The organism is Pseudomonas sp. AK-TSAG1-1 (assembly GCF_056821665.1).
Genome location: NZ_CM165965.1, coordinates 5,784,309 through 5,798,159, shown reverse-complemented (window position 1 = coordinate 5,798,159; position 13,851 = coordinate 5,784,309). Strand labels below are relative to the sequence as shown.

The following is a 13,851-nucleotide window of genomic DNA, read 5'->3' as shown; positions in this document are numbered from 1 at the left end:
TACTCAGGAAGTGCGACCCATGACCGTGTTGAAGATGTCCGACCTCGATCTGCAAGGTAAGCGCGTATTGATCCGCGAAGACCTCAACGTCCCAGTCAAGGACGGTGTTGTCACCAGCGATGCGCGTATCCTGGCTTCGCTGCCGACCATCAAGCTGGCCCTGGAAAAAGGTGCAGCCGTGATGGTCTGCTCGCACCTGGGCCGTCCGACCGAAGGCGAGTTCTCCGCCGAGAACAGCCTCAAGCCAGTCGCCGACTACCTGAGCAAGGCCCTGGGCCGCGAAGTTCCGCTGGTGGCCGACTACCTGGGCGGCGTTGACGTCAAGGCCGGCGATATCGTGCTGTTCGAAAACGTGCGCTTCAACAAGGGCGAGAAAAAGAACGCTGACGAACTGGCCCAGCAATACGCTGCCCTGTGCGACGTGTTCGTGATGGACGCTTTCGGCACCGCTCACCGCGCCGAAGGTTCGACGCATGGTGTCGCCAAGTTCGCCAAAGTCGCGGCTGCTGGCCCGCTGCTGGCCGCTGAACTGGACGCATTGGGCAAAGCCCTGGGTGCTCCGGCGCAACCAATGGCGGCCATCGTTGCCGGTTCCAAGGTCTCGACCAAACTCGACGTGCTGAACAGCCTGAGCCAGATCTGCGATCAACTGATCGTCGGCGGCGGCATCGCCAACACCTTCCTCGCCGCTGCCGGTCACCCGGTCGGCAAGTCGCTGTACGAGCCGGACCTGCTCGACACTGCACGCGCCATCGCCGCCAAAGTCAGCGTGCCGCTGCCGGTCGACGTGGTCGTTGCCAAAGAGTTCGCGGAAAGCGCCGAAGCCACCGTCAAGCTGATTGCTGACGTCGCTGCCGATGACATGATTCTGGACATAGGCCCGCAAACTGCCGCCCACTTCGCCGAACTGCTGAAATCGTCGAAAACCATTCTGTGGAATGGCCCGGTCGGCGTGTTCGAGTTCGATCAGTTCGGCAACGGCACCAAAGTGCTGGCCCAGGCCATCGCTGACAGCGCTGCGTTCTCCATCGCTGGCGGTGGCGACACCCTGGCTGCCATCGATAAATATGGCGTGGCTGAGCAGATCTCCTACATTTCCACCGGCGGTGGTGCGTTCCTCGAATTCGTCGAAGGCAAGGTGCTGCCGGCCGTTGAAGTCCTGGAAAGCCGGGCCAAGGCCTGAGGCCGCCCGTTTGGCCAGGCAAAGGAGTGTTCAGATGGTCAAGTCGTTAGCGCTGTTGTTGCTGACCGGTACGCTGGCGGCCTGCGGGAGTAACCCGAAGGCCGAGGCGACGCCTGCGCCGGGTGCGGCGCAGAAAGGCTGCTACCAGGCCGACTGGCAGGCTGAAACCAACCCGGTGCTGAACAAGCGCTCGGGGCCGGACGGCCTGGACAAATACGAGACGCAAACCCCGGCCAAGGAACATGGTTGTCCTTGACCGGTCTGACTCTTTAACTCAGGGCTGGCGGCGGTGGTTGTCAGTCGAGGAACACGGATGAAAGGCTTGATCGCCATTGCGGCGTTGGCATTGTTGGGCGGTTGCGCGCAGATGAACCTGTTTCAGTCTTCCGCTCCGGCGGATAACTGGACCACCTGGACCTGCGACAGCCAGGCCAAAGTGTTGTGGCGCTACGCCGATGCCGGCCAGAAGGAAGTCGATGTTCGACTCGGCGGCGGTGATCAGGTCTATCGCCTGAAAGAAGAGCCGGGCGCTTCGGGCGCGCTGTACAGCGACGGCATGCTGGCGTTTCACGTCAAGGGTGACGAAGGCCTGGTGTACTGGGTCGCCACCAATGACCTGATCGGCCGCGGTTGCAAGGCGCAGTAATTGACACACCGCAAGCCCATTGTAGGAGTGAGCCTGCTCGCGATAGCGGCCTGACAGTCGCTGCAATATTGACTGCAAGATTGCTATCGCGAGCAGGCTCACTCCTACAGGGGTTCTGCGCTGTTCTGAAGAATTTGCTTTATCGAATCACCAGACCGGGCTTCAACCCCCGATCTGCAATCACTTGAATAGCCGCCGCCGCTCCGGCAGGCTGGCACGATTAACGACCCTCAACCGGGAGAGACACACACAATGGCACTTATCAGCATGCGCCAGATGCTGGACCACGCAGCCGAGTTCGGCTACGGCGTTCCAGCCTTCAACGTCAACAACCTTGAGCAGATGCGCGCCATCATGGAAGCCGCTGACAAGACTGACTCCCCGGTGATCGTCCAGGCTTCGGCCGGCGCCCGTAAATACGCTGGCGCGCCGTTCCTGCGTCACCTGATCCTGGCCGCGATCGAAGAATTCCCGCACATCCCGGTGTGCATGCACCAGGACCACGGCACCAGCCCTGACGTCTGCCAGCGCTCCATTCAACTGGGCTTCAGCTCGGTGATGATGGACGGCTCGCTGGGCGAAGACGGCAAGACCCCGACCGACTACGAATACAACGTTCGTGTGACTCAACAGACCGTGGCCATGGCTCACGCCTGCGGCGTTTCGGTTGAAGGCGAGCTGGGCTGCCTGGGTTCGCTGGAAACCGGCATGGCCGGCGAAGAAGACGGCATCGGCGCTGAAGGCGTTCTGGATCACAGCCAGATGCTGACCGACCCGGAAGAAGCCGCTGACTTCGTCAAGAAGACTCAGGTCGATGCCCTGGCCATCGCCATCGGCACCAGCCACGGTGCCTACAAGTTCACCAAGCCACCTACCGGTGACGTGTTGGCGATCGACCGCATCAAGGAAATCCACAAGCGCATCCCGAACACCCACCTGGTGATGCACGGTTCTTCCTCGGTGCCACAAGAGTGGCTGGCGATCATCAACCAGTACGGCGGCGACATCAAAGAAACCTACGGCGTACCGGTTGAAGAAATCGTCGAAGGCATCAAGTACGGCGTGCGCAAGGTCAACATCGACACCGACCTGCGCCTGGCATCCACCGGCGCAATGCGTCGCCTGATGGCCACCAACCCGAGCGAATTCGACCCGCGTAAATTCTTCGGCGCGACTGTTACTGCGATGCGTGACGTGTGTATCGCCCGTTACGAGGCTTTCGGCACTGCCGGCAACGCTTCGAAGATCAAGCCGATCTCGCTGGAAGCGATGTTCCAGCGCTATCTGAAAGGTGAGTTGAACGCTAAGGTCAACTAAGTCTGAGCGTTAAGCTGCGTTGATGAAAAACCCGCCGAGAGGCGGGTTTTTTATTACCTTATACCTGAATAACTCAACGTTTCTTTCAGCTATTTTTAATGTGATTTTTGGGCCAATCAGACCAACGTCGCCACCCTTTGTACACACATAGGCAGCCCATTGTTTACCCTGCGACGGTTCGTAAACTGCTTTTTTATGAAGTTCTATTCCCCCGTCTCTACAAACGAGTTCCAAGTCCGAATTACTGGCTTCGGTCATATCATTTAAAGTGACTACTTTGCCATTTCTCTTAAAACTGAAGGCGTTTGATTCGGAGCGTGGGCGGTAAGCAAAGATATAGCTATTGTCGGTTATGCCTAAATAGCATCCAGTGTAAAAATTGGGATCCCTGCTAGTGATGATATATTCGCCGTAATTATTTGTTTGTTCGAAGTGGAACAGTGCTTCTGAGCTTCCTGGGGCAGTGTTTGCGCACAAATAATCAGTTTTTGGTAGTAGTAATTCTATTCCTGTTGCATTAGCGACATGTGTACTATATGTATTGTTTGACTCTAAATATTGGAAGCCTAGTTTGCAAGTTAGTGAGTAGCCGGAAATGTATAAGCTGCCTGTGAATGAGCCTTCCTTGTTCATGATGGACCTCGGGAGTCTATTTTTGGGGATAAGTAAAGGGGGGCGATTTTTTATGTTTCGTAAACGATTTTAGGGGGTGTTGGTCGAACATTCACCTGTCATAGTTGACAGGTTTTAAGGCGGCTTTGTCATAGCATATATAATAAATAGCCAGGATTTTTATAATAAATAGAGCGCGGATTTGTTTTGTCAAAATACTGTCCGGTTTTTTGTGTTTTACATTTCTCCAGCGCACTGCAACGGTCGACCTCTCAGCCGATGCAGTATCCGTAGTCTCGCAATGACCTAAATTTCATCGGTAAACTGTATACTGCCTGTCAGTTGACCAAGCTGAAACGCGTTTCTTGTCAACTTCAGATCCTGTGACGAACTAGCCTGGCCCATCAATTCAATGTGATGATCACCGCGTGTGGCCGGCGTCGGGCCGACAGGTGTGCATTTATATCATTTGGAGTTGAATAGATCCGTCACCTTTATTTTTTGAATCACGTTGGTATATGCCGAATTTTTTCCCAGTGAGTAGCCGAGAATAAAGTTTATTAGTTAGTTTGGTTTGTGTTCAAGCCTGATGCTGGTGGCGAGGTGTTGCCGCGGCTTTGTTCGTCATTGAAAGGTAACTCTGCGCTATTCTTTATTGAGTAAAGCTCACCATTACAAGCCATGTTTTGCAAGGCTTGTAATGGAAGATTTTAGATTGGGTGTTTTATAGCATCTCGGTTTAAAAAATAGGAGTGCCACCTTTCTGTATCCGTGCCGCCTCCTCCTTGACCTTGGCTGCAAGTTTGGGGTTGTCGATATAAGAGGGCTCACTTGATAGATCTAATCATTATCAAAGTCGAAGTGATGTACGCCCTAATGATGCGTTGAGAAGATCTGTATCGTAGGCGGCTTCCTGTGCTTCCTGTGCTTCCTGTGCTTTCTGTGCTTTCTGTGCTTCCTGAGCTTCCCTGTTCGCCGTGGCGATCGCCAGTTCTTTAGTATACTCCGTCGGGTTTAAAGGTCCTGCGAAGTAACCGCCGTTGCCGTAGCAGCCGCAAAAAACATAGTTAGGATCTTTATTGCATTGGCAGTTTTTAGGGTGCCAAATCGAATCGCTTTTCCAAGTGTATGAGCCAGGCATCTCGTTATTCCTTCTGATAATCGTGAAAGGGGACGGATTTGCTTATTGGAACTGTCCCGTTGTTTGGGTTTTCGTGATTGATATTGGGCTAGAGATGTTGGCTCGTCACCTGTAAAAGTTGACAGGTGTTGATGCCGTGTTGCGATATTGAAAGATCATAAAAGGAATAAGGGGCAGTTAAAAAATGGCGGCTGATCGAGTCGAAAATGGAACAAAGACGGGGGGTATTGATCTATCGCATTTTTTATTAAGTTTCACTTCGCAGGTCTATCTCTTGCCCCGATTCAATATCTTCAATCCGGTATCTCCTGGGTTTCACCTGAAGGGCTAATTGAACAACAAGGTCAATTAGCCTGGGCGTAAAGCTTCGTTGATGAAAAACCCGCCGAGAGACGGGTTTTTATTCGGCGCAACGATCATTTTCAGAACACCTATGAACCCCTGTAGGAGTGAGCCTGCTCGCGATGGCAGTTTGGCATTCAACATCATGGGCGCCTGACACACCGCAATCGCGAGCAGGCTCACTCCTACAATCAGATCGTATACAGCTGCATGTCATCGGGTGGCGGTGAGGACGCTTTCGCTGGCAGGCTGAACTGGCCTAATGATTTTGGACACTTCAATCGGGCGCTATGATGGCGCCCAAATCTGAGGTGTTTGGATATGCGTAAATCTTATTCGAGTGAGTTCAAACTCAAGGCCGCCAGCATGGTGCTGGATGAGGGGCAGTCGGTTCCCGACGTCTGTGCCAGTCTGGATATTGGCCCGACTGCGTTGCGCCGCTGGGTCGATCAGGTTCGCAAAGAGCGTTTGGGCTCGACGCCGATTGGCGCCAAGGTTATTACCGCCGATCAACGAGAGATTCAGCAGCTCAAAGCGTTACTCAGGCAAAAAGACCTGGACATCGAAATCTTAAAAAAGGCCAGTGCTCTCCTGCTGTTGGACGCCAAAGATCATTTACGTTGATCTGTGAGCTGGACGAGCAGTACGGCGTTAACAATTGCTGTCGGGCGTTCGGTATCAACCGCAGCAGCTTTTACGCCTGGCGTCAGCGCCAAGGCAAGGTGAAACCTGAGCGGGAAAAACTCAAAGCCATCCTGGTCGAGCAGCATAAGGAGTCCAGAGCATCTGCTGGGTCGCGCACTTTAGCCAAGGAACTGCAAGCCAGGGGGCATCGCGTCGGGCGGCACATGACGCGTAGCCTGATGCGTGAAGCGGGAGTCATCAGCCGTCAACGCCGGCGGCACAGGTACAAATCATCCGGCGTGGAAGCGCTGGTAGCGCCGCACATGCTCAAGCGTCAGTTTGATGTCACGGCGATCAATCAGGTGTGGTGTGGCGATGTGACGTACATCAAAGTCGGCAAGCGCTGGATGTATTTCGCGGCAGTTCTGGATCTGTTCGCTCGCCGGGTTGTGGGGTGGTCGTTTTCGATGATTTCCGATGCCACGCTGACCTGCGAAGCGTTGCGAATGGCGGTCGAGTTGCGAGGCCGTCCAAAAGAGGTGCTGTTTCACTCCGACCAAGGCTGTCAGTACACCAGCCACAAATTCAGGAATGAGATGCGCAAGCATGGACTCCTGCAGAGCATGAGTCGCAAAGGTGAATGCTGGGACAACGCCCCGATGGAGCGTTTCTTTGGGAGCCTGAAATCAGAGTGGGTACCAGAAGATGGCTACAGCTCAGAGCATGAAGCCCGTGTGGATATGCAGCGTTATTTGATGCGCTACAACAACGTCCGGCTCCACAGCTACAACGGCTATCGGTCGCCGGTAGCTATGGAGAAACTGGCGGCGTGAAACCTTAACTGGTGTCCAAAATTAGTTGACCAGTTCAGGCCAGCTCCCACAGGGTTCTGCCTATGTCACTTGTCGTGATCAATATCCAGCTTGCTGAACGTCACCTGCCCACTTTCGCTGGTATACCCGGTGTTGTCCTGCACATACACGCCTGCCTTGAAATACAGCAGCTTTTCGCGCCAGGTGGCGTTGATTTGTGAATCCTGTTGATAACCTGCCGGGTTCACGCCGAGTGCGCCGCCGGGGTTGAGGTGGATCAGGTAGTTGAATCCGCGCTCAAGGTGGCGAGGTGTTGCCGCGGTTTTATTCGTCTTTGAAAGTAAATCTGCGCTATTTTTTATTGAGTAAGACTCACCATTACAAACCATGTTTTGCAAGGCTTGTAATGGAAGGTTTTAGATTGGGTGTTTTATAGCATCTCGGTTTAAAAAGTAAGAGTGCCACCTTTCCGCATCCGTGCGGCCTCCTCTTTGACCCAGTCTGCATATTTGGGATCATCGATGTAGCTGGGTGCACTTGATGGAGGTTTGCTGGATGGTGGACTTGATTGTGGTTTTGATGGTTTATTGAGAAGAGCTTTATCGTCGATGTATTGTTGTGACGATTTATAGTTCTCAAGGGCTTCTTTTTCGTCGGCTTCCTGTGCTTCCCTGTTCGCCGTGGCGATCGCAAGTTCTTTAGTATACTCCGTGGGGTTTAAAGGTCCTGCGAAGTAACCGCCGTTGCCGTAGCAGCCGCAAAAAACATAGTTAGGATCTTTATTGCATTGGCAATTTTTAGGGTGCCAAATCGATTCACTTTTCCAAGTGTATGAGCCAGGCATCTCGTTATTCCTTCTGATAATCGTGAAAGGGGACGGATTTTCTTATTGGAAATGTCCCGTTGTTTGGGTTTTCGTGATTGATATTGGGCTAGAGATGTTGGCTCGTCACCTGTAAAAGTTGACAGGTGTTGATGCCGTGTTGCGATATTGAAAGATCATAAAAGGAATAAGGGGCAGTTAAAAAATGGCGGCTGATCGAGTCGAAAATGGAACAAAGACGGGGGTATTGATCTATCGCTTTTTTTATTAAGTTTCACTTCGCAGGTCTATCTCTTGCCCCGATTCAATATCTTCAATCCGGTATCTCCTGGGTTTCACCTGAAGGGCTAATTGAACAACAAGGTCAATTAGCCTGGGCGTAAAGCTTCATTGATGAAAAACCCGCCGAGAGACGGGTTTTTTATTCGGCGCAACGATCATTTTCAGAACACCTCTGAACCCCTGTAGGAGTGAGCCTGCTCGCGATGGCGGAGTGTCAGGCGTCCATGGTGCTGAATGTCAGAGTGCAATCGCGAGCAGGCTCACTCCTACAATCAGATCGTATACAGCTGCATGTCATCGGGTGGCGGTGAGGACGCTTTCGCTGGCAGGCCAGCTCCCACAGGGTTCTGCCTATGTCACTTGTCGTGATCAATATCCAGCTTGCTGAACGTCACCTGCCCACCTTCGCTGGTGTACCCGGTGTTGTCCTGCACATACACGCCTGCCTTGAAATACAGCGGCTTGTTGCGCCAGGTGGCGCTGATCTGTGAATCCCACTGATAGCCCGCCGCGCTCACGCCCAGCGCGCCGCCGGGGCTCAGGTGGATGAGGTAGTTGAATTCGTTGTCCAGTCTGATTCCGGTGGCGAGGGTGATGACGCGGCTTTCCTTGTCGTCGGGGTGCATGCGGACTTTGATCACCAGGTTGCCGTTCCGGGTTTTTTCCTTGTACTGGTATTCAAGCTTGACCAACGGGCGCTGGCTTTCATAGGCGTGGATCTGGCCGATGACGATCTTGCCGGAGCTGGGCACCTTGTTCACTGCGAGGGTCGCACGCAGCAGGTTGTCGGCATCCGGGTAGTACCAGTTACGCAACGTACCGTTGCTGTAGGTTTCGCGCAGTTCGGTGCGCGGGTAGATGGCGTTTTCGGTTTTTGATCCGGTAACCGGCGACCAGAAAAACAAGGTGCCGGTGTCGGAATGGAAGTACTGATCCTTGAAGCCATCCACCAGTTTGGAGGTTTCGACGGTGTACGGCGGACTGCCGACGGGAACGCTGAGGTTCCAGGTTGCGAGATCGATCATGTCGGTTCTTCCACTCAATTCATCCTGAACGCGAGTGCCAGAAGCTCTAGCCCGCGCCTTTTCGGGCGGCCTTTATAAGCGTAGAGGACTTTTTTGTTAACGCCCGTTTGGCAGATGATTGGCGTCAACATCCTGTCGAAATGCCATCTGTCCCGGTTTTCGCGGGCTACAGGGGTTACCGTTAGTCGGTAAATCGCGGCTTTGGCCAAATGATGGCGGCGTGACAGCTTCTGCTTTTACAGATCCGGTACTAGAGTGATGACTCAGTAACTGTACGGTTTTCACGAGAAACCGGCCGATATCCCGAAAAGAGATGTCCCGACAAGAGAAGCAGCATGGAATGCGCGCAACCCCAGCCAGGTGAAGGCAGCTCTGTCCTTTTGATCGTTGATGATTACCCTGAAAACCTGATCAGCATGCGCGCGTTGTTGCAGCGTCAGGATTGGCTCGTCATGACTGCCGCCTCCGGTTTCGAGGCGCTCAATCTTTTGCTCGAACACGATGTCGACCTGGTGCTGCTGGACGTGCAGATGCCGGGCATGGACGGCTTCGAAGTCGCGCGGCTGATGCGCGGCAGCCAGCGTACGCGGCTCACTCCAATCATTTTCCTCACCGCCAACGAGCAGTCCCAGGATGCAGTGATCAAGGGCTATGCCAGCGGCGCGGTGGATTACCTGTTCAAGCCGTTCGACCCGCAGATTCTCAAGCCCAAGGTGCAGGCGCTGCTCGAACATCAGCGCAACCGCCGCGCCTTGCAACGCCTGACCCATGACCTGGAAGTCGCTCGCGCCTTCAACGCCTCGGTGCTGGATAACGCGGCGGAGGGGATTCTGGTGCTCGGCGAGGACGGTTTGATCCGATTCGCCAATCCGGCGATTTCGCGCTTGCTCAATGCCCCGGTGAAGGAGCTTGAGGGCAAGGAGTTTCTCGATTTCCTGCAGAAACCGCACATTCCCCTCTGGGCCGATTCCGAGTTGTTTGCCGGTTATCGGCGCGGCGAAACCCTGCGTCTGCACGACGCGCTGCTGCGTACCGCGCCAGGGCAACAGGTGCCGGTGGCGTTGTCATGCGCGCCGCTGCCGACCGAGCAGCACGCGATGGTGGTGACGGTGCTGGATATGTCGGTGGTGCGCCACCTGCATCAGCAACTGGAGTTTCAGGCGGTGACCGATCCGCTGACCGGCCTGCTCAATCGGCGTGGTTTCTATCAGACGGTAGAGAATCTGCTGCTGCGCGGTGAACGCAGCGACAGTAGTTGGGTGCTGCTGTATCTCGACCTCGATGGTTTCAAGCGGGTCAACGATTCCCTCGGCCACGATGCCGGTGATCGGGTGCTGCGCTGGGTCTCCGAGCAGTTGAAGGCCTGCTTGCGGCCGTTCGACATTCTGGCGCGCATGGGCGGTGACGAGTTCACCGCGTTGCTCGATCTGGAGTTTCCCGAGCAAGCGGCCAAGATTGCCGAGAAGCTCATCGAGCGGGTGTCGATCTGTCAGCAGATCGAAGGGCTGGACATTGCATTGGGCGCGAGTATCGGCATCGCCACCTACCCGGACTGTGGTTCGAACCTCGACGGATTGCTGCGTGCGTCCGACATCGCCATGTACGAAGCCAAGCGTGCCGGGCGGCAGCAGTATCGTTTTTATGATCACGACATGAACGGTCGGGCACGCTCGCGCCTGATGCTCGAAGAAAGCGTGCGCGCAGCGATTGAAAACCGTGATTTCAATCTGGTGTATCAGCCACAGGTAGCGATCGACAGTGGGCAGATTCGTGGCTTCGAGGCCCTGTTGCGCTGGCAGCATCCGAGTGTCGGCGATGTACCGCCGGGGTTGTTTTTGCCGTTGCTGGAAGAGGCGCGGCTGATCAGTCGACTCGGCAGCTGGATCTATCATCGCGGTGCCGGTCAGCGCAAAGCCTGGGAAACCCTGTTTGCCGAAGATCTGGTACTCGGCGTGAGCCTGAGCAACACCCAGTTCGGCCTGCCGAATCTTGCCACTGAATTGCGTCAGGTGCTGGAGCGGCATGCCTTGCAGCCGCGGCAACTGGAAGTCGAAATTACCGAAGAGGCGCTGATGCACAACCCGGATGAAACCCGTAAGCAGTTGCGTCTGCTGCGCAATCTGGGGGTGCGGGTGGCGCTGGATGATTTCGGTTCGGGGCCATGTTCGCTGGCACATCTGCGTGATCTTGAGCTCGATACGCTCAAGCTTGATCGGCACCTGATCGCCCGACTGCCGGATTCGGCCCGGGACGCCTCGCTGGTGAGCACAGTGATCAGTTTGTGCAAACAATATGGTTTGCTGGTGATCGCCGAAGGTGTGGAAACCATTGAGCAGTACCAATGGCTGCAGGCCCATGGTTGCGAATACGTGCAAGGCTTCCTGGTAGCGCGGCCGATGATGGCCGATGCCGTCGCAAGCTTTGCCGAGCCGTTTGACTGGAGCGCGCTGCCCGGTTGAATTCGCTACACTGGCGCTCTTTTCGAACCGTGTTGCCGTGTCCATGACTGCGTTGAAATACCTCCAGGCCTATCCTGCGCAATTGCAGGATCAGGTGCGCCAACTGATCGCCGAACAGCGTCTGGGTGACTACCTGAGCCAACGCTATCCCGGGCGCCACGATGTGCAGAGCGACAAGGCGTTGTACAGCTACGCGCTGGACCTGAAGCAGGAATACCTGCGTAACGCCCCGGCCATCGACAAGGTGCTGTTCGACAACCGCCTCGACCTGACTCATCGCGCTCTGGGCCTGCACACCACGGTGTCGCGGGTACAGGGCGGCAAGCTCAAGGCCAAGAAGGAGATTCGCATTGCTTCGCTGTTCAAGGACGCGGCGCCCGAGTTTCTGAAGATGATCGTTGTGCACGAGCTGGCGCACTTCAAAGAGTCGGACCACAACAAGGCTTTCTATAAATTGTGTGAACACATGCTGCCGGGGTATCACCAGGTCGAGTTCGACTTGCGGGTGTACCTGACGTGGCGGGATCTGCAATAGCCGCATCAAGGAGCGGGTGGATGGACGTCAGCAAGACCAAAAGCAGTTTCTACCGTCGCCTGTACGTGGCCTACCTGATCGACAGCGGCCTGGCCGCCAGCGTGCCGGCGCTGACCGAGGTCACCGGCATGCCCCGGCGCACGGCGCAGGACATCATCGCCGCATTGGTGGATCTGGATATCGTCTGTGAATTCGAGCAGGAAGAGGGCGCACGCAACCATGCCGGGCGCTATCGGATTCGCGAGTGGGGGGCGATTGATCGTGGGTGGATCGAGCGCAATTTGCGGCAGATCAAGGCTGTGCTGGAATATCCCTGAGTCCTGCGTTGTCTGAGTTGACGCCTTCGCGAGCAAGCCCGCTCCCACAGGGCATTGCATTCCAGATGTGGGAGCGAGCCTGCTCGCGAAGGAGCCTTCAGGAACGACGCATCCCTATGTGCGGAATGTCATCCTCGAGGTATTCCTCACCCGCCACGACAAAGCCGTACCGGCCGTAATACCCCTGCAAATGCGCCTGCGCCGACAGATAGATCGGTACCTGCGGCCAATGCTTCTCGGCCTGTTTCAGCGCGTGTTCCATCATCGTGTGCCCCAGGCCTTTGCCCCGGCCCTGCGGTGCGATGATCACGCGGCCGATCACCACGTCACCGCCCTGGGACTCGGGGTCAAGCAGGCGCAGATAGGCGATCAACTGCTCATCTTCCCAGCCCATCAAGTGATGGGTGTCGCCATCCAGATCCTGACCGTCAAGGTCCGGGTAGGCGCATTTCTGTTCGACCACGAACACCTCCGAGCGCAGCTTCAGCAGTGCGTACAACTGCTCTTTGCCCAGATCGCTGTGATGCTTGCAGATCCACTCTATTGTCATCTTGCGGCTCCTTGAACTCCGTCGCCCGATACTAAGCGCACAGGCTTCAGATGTCTGTATGGCGTAAGAGTCTGTGATAAAGGTCAAAATGCCATCATTCCTTTCTCGCGATGGCGGCTGCTTTGTGTAATCTGCTGGTAAGCGCTGTGCACGGGCTTCAATGAGCTACTGTTAGGGCCTGGGTTTCGCCGGTAAGGGGCCTTGGGGTTTTGACTGGAAAACACGCCGGGCAGCCTGCCCGCTAAGGATTTTCAAGCATGCCGCGACTGCATCGAGCCTTTGCTTTGATCGGATTGCTCTTGCTGGCCCAAACCGCCGCAGCGGACAAGTTGCGACTGGTGTTTGATATCTGGCCGCCTTTTACCGACGACACGCTGGTCAACGGCGGTCTGGCCACTGACATCGTCAGCACCGCATTGGCCCGGGCCGGCTACGCCAGCGACTATGAGCAGGTGCCGTGGGCGCGGGCGCTGCTGGGGGTTGGCGAAGGGCGTTACGACGTGCTGGTCAACGCCTGGTACAACGACGAACGCACCAAACTCGGCCAGTTCTCTGGTGAATACCTGCTCAATCGCATCCGCTTTCTCAAGCGCAAGGACACACCGCTGGACTACAGCAGCCTGGAGCAACTGCACACCTATCCGATCGCGGTGGTGCGCGGCTATGCCTATTCACAGGCGTTCGACGCCGACACCGCGCTGCAGAAAGTCCCGGTGCACAACTTCGCCATGGCAGTGCGCATGCTGGCGGCGGATCGGGTCAAGTTGACACTGGAAGATGAATACGTGGCGCGGTATTACCTGGCGCGCGAATCACCCAAGGTGCGCAACGCCGTGGAGTTCCTGCCCAAGCCGCTGAGCGAGAACAGCCTGCACATTCTGGTGAGTCTGAAGAATCCTGAGCATGAGCAGATCGTGGCGGGGTTTGATAAGGCGATTGCGGCGATGAAGGCGGATGGCAGTTATGACCGGTTGATGCGGCAGCATGGGATGTAGGGGCTGATCCGCAAACTGCTGTGTGGCTGATGGCCCCTTCGCGAGCAAGCCCGCTCCCACCTTGGAGTGCGTTGCCCTGTGGGGGGCATGGGCTGTTGGGGGTGATCTGAAAATTGTTGTGTGGCTGATGGCCCTTCGCGAGCAAGCCCGCTCCCACCTTTGGAGTGCGTTCCCCTGTGGGAGCGGGC

Annotated in this window: 15 protein-coding genes and 1 pseudogene; 10 read left to right on the top strand and 6 right to left on the bottom strand. The window is 55.7% G+C overall.

What is annotated here, in order from left to right:
* Window positions 1-19 precede the first annotated feature (19 nt).
* The 4 genes from AC1UK9_RS26285 (at window position 20) to fba (ending at window position 3,146) form a co-directional block, all read left to right on the top strand.
* Window positions 20-1,183: a phosphoglycerate kinase gene (locus tag AC1UK9_RS26285; RefSeq protein WP_482578770.1), complete on the top strand. Its 1,164-nt coding sequence runs from the start codon at window positions 20-22 to the stop codon at window positions 1,181-1,183.
* Between the two features lie 34 nt (window positions 1,184-1,217).
* Window positions 1,218-1,439: a hypothetical protein gene (locus AC1UK9_RS26280; RefSeq protein WP_025109191.1), complete on the top strand. Its 222-nt coding sequence runs from the start codon at window positions 1,218-1,220 to the stop codon at window positions 1,437-1,439.
* Window positions 1,440-1,496: 57 nt separating this feature from the next.
* On the top strand, window positions 1,497-1,829 hold the full coding sequence (locus tag AC1UK9_RS26275) for an MliC family protein (RefSeq protein ID WP_025109192.1): 333 nt from the start codon (window positions 1,497-1,499) through the stop codon (window positions 1,827-1,829).
* 252 nt (window positions 1,830-2,081) lie between these two features.
* Window positions 2,082-3,146, top strand: a complete 1,065-nt coding sequence (gene fba, locus AC1UK9_RS26270) for a class II fructose-bisphosphate aldolase (RefSeq protein ID WP_003229012.1) — start codon at window positions 2,082-2,084, stop codon at window positions 3,144-3,146.
* Window positions 3,147-3,155: 9 nt separating this feature from the next.
* On the opposite strand, the gene AC1UK9_RS26265 is transcribed toward fba, so the two are convergent.
* Window positions 3,156-3,779 carry a hypothetical protein gene (locus AC1UK9_RS26265; RefSeq protein ID WP_482578769.1) on the bottom strand — a complete coding sequence of 208 codons (624 nt, stop codon included), beginning with the start codon at window positions 3,777-3,779 and terminating at the stop codon, window positions 3,156-3,158.
* 829 nt (window positions 3,780-4,608) lie between these two features.
* Window positions 4,609-4,899, bottom strand: coding sequence for a hypothetical protein (locus tag AC1UK9_RS26260; protein ID WP_482578768.1), 291 nt, complete (start codon window positions 4,897-4,899; stop codon window positions 4,609-4,611).
* Window positions 4,900-5,562: 663 nt separating this feature from the next.
* Between AC1UK9_RS26260 and AC1UK9_RS26255 the strand changes: the two genes are divergently transcribed.
* A complete protein-coding gene (locus tag AC1UK9_RS26255) occupies window positions 5,563-5,865 on the top strand; it encodes a transposase (protein WP_482578767.1) in 303 nt (100 codons plus the stop codon).
* Entirely contained in the window at window positions 5,862-6,698 is an 837-nt protein-coding gene (locus AC1UK9_RS26250) for an IS3 family transposase (protein ID WP_482578766.1), read from the top strand. Before AC1UK9_RS26255 ends, AC1UK9_RS26250 begins: the two co-directional genes overlap by 4 nt.
* 65 nt (window positions 6,699-6,763) lie before the next feature.
* On the opposite strand, the pseudogene AC1UK9_RS26245 reads toward AC1UK9_RS26250, so the two are convergent.
* From AC1UK9_RS26245 to AC1UK9_RS26235, 3 genes and pseudogenes are all read right to left on the bottom strand, one after another.
* Window positions 6,764-7,000: pseudogene (locus AC1UK9_RS26245) on the bottom strand (polysaccharide lyase family 7 protein); the annotation flags it as partial.
* 122 nt (window positions 7,001-7,122) lie between these two features.
* Window positions 7,123-7,521 carry a hypothetical protein gene (locus AC1UK9_RS26240; protein WP_482578765.1) on the bottom strand — a complete coding sequence of 133 codons (399 nt, stop codon included), beginning with the start codon at window positions 7,519-7,521 and terminating at the stop codon, window positions 7,123-7,125.
* A 617-nt stretch (window positions 7,522-8,138) separates the two neighbouring features.
* On the bottom strand, window positions 8,139-8,807 hold the full coding sequence (locus AC1UK9_RS26235) for a polysaccharide lyase family 7 protein (protein WP_025108517.1): 669 nt from the start codon (window positions 8,805-8,807) through the stop codon (window positions 8,139-8,141).
* A gap of 335 nt (window positions 8,808-9,142) precedes the next feature.
* On the opposite strand from AC1UK9_RS26235, the gene AC1UK9_RS26230 reads away from it, so the two are divergent.
* From AC1UK9_RS26230 to AC1UK9_RS26220, 3 genes are read left to right on the top strand one after another with little or no spacing between them, the layout of a single operon-like run.
* Window positions 9,143-11,266 (top strand): putative bifunctional diguanylate cyclase/phosphodiesterase, encoded by a 2,124-nt coding sequence (locus AC1UK9_RS26230; protein WP_025108518.1) that lies wholly within the window; start codon window positions 9,143-9,145, stop codon window positions 11,264-11,266.
* A gap of 43 nt (window positions 11,267-11,309) precedes the next feature.
* Window positions 11,310-11,801 carry a M48 metallopeptidase family protein gene (locus AC1UK9_RS26225; protein WP_482578764.1) on the top strand — a complete coding sequence of 164 codons (492 nt, stop codon included), beginning with the start codon at window positions 11,310-11,312 and terminating at the stop codon, window positions 11,799-11,801.
* Window positions 11,802-11,821: 20 nt separating this feature from the next.
* Window positions 11,822-12,118: a winged helix-turn-helix domain-containing protein gene (locus tag AC1UK9_RS26220; protein WP_482578763.1), complete on the top strand. Its 297-nt coding sequence runs from the start codon at window positions 11,822-11,824 to the stop codon at window positions 12,116-12,118.
* Window positions 12,119-12,215: 97 nt separating this feature from the next.
* On the opposite strand, the gene AC1UK9_RS26215 is transcribed toward AC1UK9_RS26220, so the two are convergent.
* A complete protein-coding gene (locus AC1UK9_RS26215; protein WP_025108520.1) occupies window positions 12,216-12,668 on the bottom strand; it encodes a GNAT family N-acetyltransferase in 453 nt (150 codons plus the stop codon).
* A gap of 257 nt (window positions 12,669-12,925) precedes the next feature.
* Between AC1UK9_RS26215 and AC1UK9_RS26210 the strand changes: the two genes are divergently transcribed.
* Window positions 12,926-13,663, top strand: coding sequence for a substrate-binding periplasmic protein (locus AC1UK9_RS26210; protein ID WP_473013802.1), 738 nt, complete (start codon window positions 12,926-12,928; stop codon window positions 13,661-13,663).
* Window positions 13,664-13,851 lie beyond the last annotated feature (188 nt).

What these genes read in the sequence shown, in the direction of transcription:
- AC1UK9_RS26260 (WP_482578768.1), bottom strand. Translation starts at nt 4,899, where the DNA reads ATGCCTGGCTCATACACTTGGAAAAGCGATTCGATTTGGCACCCTAAA.
- AC1UK9_RS26255 (WP_482578767.1), top strand. Translation starts at nt 5,563, where the DNA reads ATGCGTAAATCTTATTCGAGTGAGTTCAAACTCAAGGCCGCCAGCATG.
- AC1UK9_RS26225 (WP_482578764.1), top strand. Translation starts at nt 11,310, where the DNA reads ATGACTGCGTTGAAATACCTCCAGGCCTATCCTGCGCAATTGCAGGAT.
- AC1UK9_RS26275 (WP_025109192.1), top strand. Translation starts at nt 1,497, where the DNA reads ATGAAAGGCTTGATCGCCATTGCGGCGTTGGCATTGTTGGGCGGTTGC.
- AC1UK9_RS26215 (WP_025108520.1), bottom strand. Translation starts at nt 12,668, where the DNA reads ATGACAATAGAGTGGATCTGCAAGCATCACAGCGATCTGGGCAAAGAG.
- AC1UK9_RS26235 (WP_025108517.1), bottom strand. Translation starts at nt 8,807, where the DNA reads ATGATCGATCTCGCAACCTGGAACCTCAGCGTTCCCGTCGGCAGTCCG.
- AC1UK9_RS26280 (WP_025109191.1), top strand. Translation starts at nt 1,218, where the DNA reads ATGGTCAAGTCGTTAGCGCTGTTGTTGCTGACCGGTACGCTGGCGGCC.
- AC1UK9_RS26210 (WP_473013802.1), top strand. Translation starts at nt 12,926, where the DNA reads ATGCCGCGACTGCATCGAGCCTTTGCTTTGATCGGATTGCTCTTGCTG.
- AC1UK9_RS26220 (WP_482578763.1), top strand. Translation starts at nt 11,822, where the DNA reads ATGGACGTCAGCAAGACCAAAAGCAGTTTCTACCGTCGCCTGTACGTG.
- fba (WP_003229012.1), top strand. Translation starts at nt 2,082, where the DNA reads ATGGCACTTATCAGCATGCGCCAGATGCTGGACCACGCAGCCGAGTTC.
- AC1UK9_RS26285 (WP_482578770.1), top strand. Translation starts at nt 20, where the DNA reads ATGACCGTGTTGAAGATGTCCGACCTCGATCTGCAAGGTAAGCGCGTA.
- AC1UK9_RS26240 (WP_482578765.1), bottom strand. Translation starts at nt 7,521, where the DNA reads ATGCCTGGCTCATACACTTGGAAAAGTGAATCGATTTGGCACCCTAAA.
- AC1UK9_RS26230 (WP_025108518.1), top strand. Translation starts at nt 9,143, where the DNA reads ATGGAATGCGCGCAACCCCAGCCAGGTGAAGGCAGCTCTGTCCTTTTG.
- AC1UK9_RS26265 (WP_482578769.1), bottom strand. Translation starts at nt 3,779, where the DNA reads ATGAACAAGGAAGGCTCATTCACAGGCAGCTTATACATTTCCGGCTAC.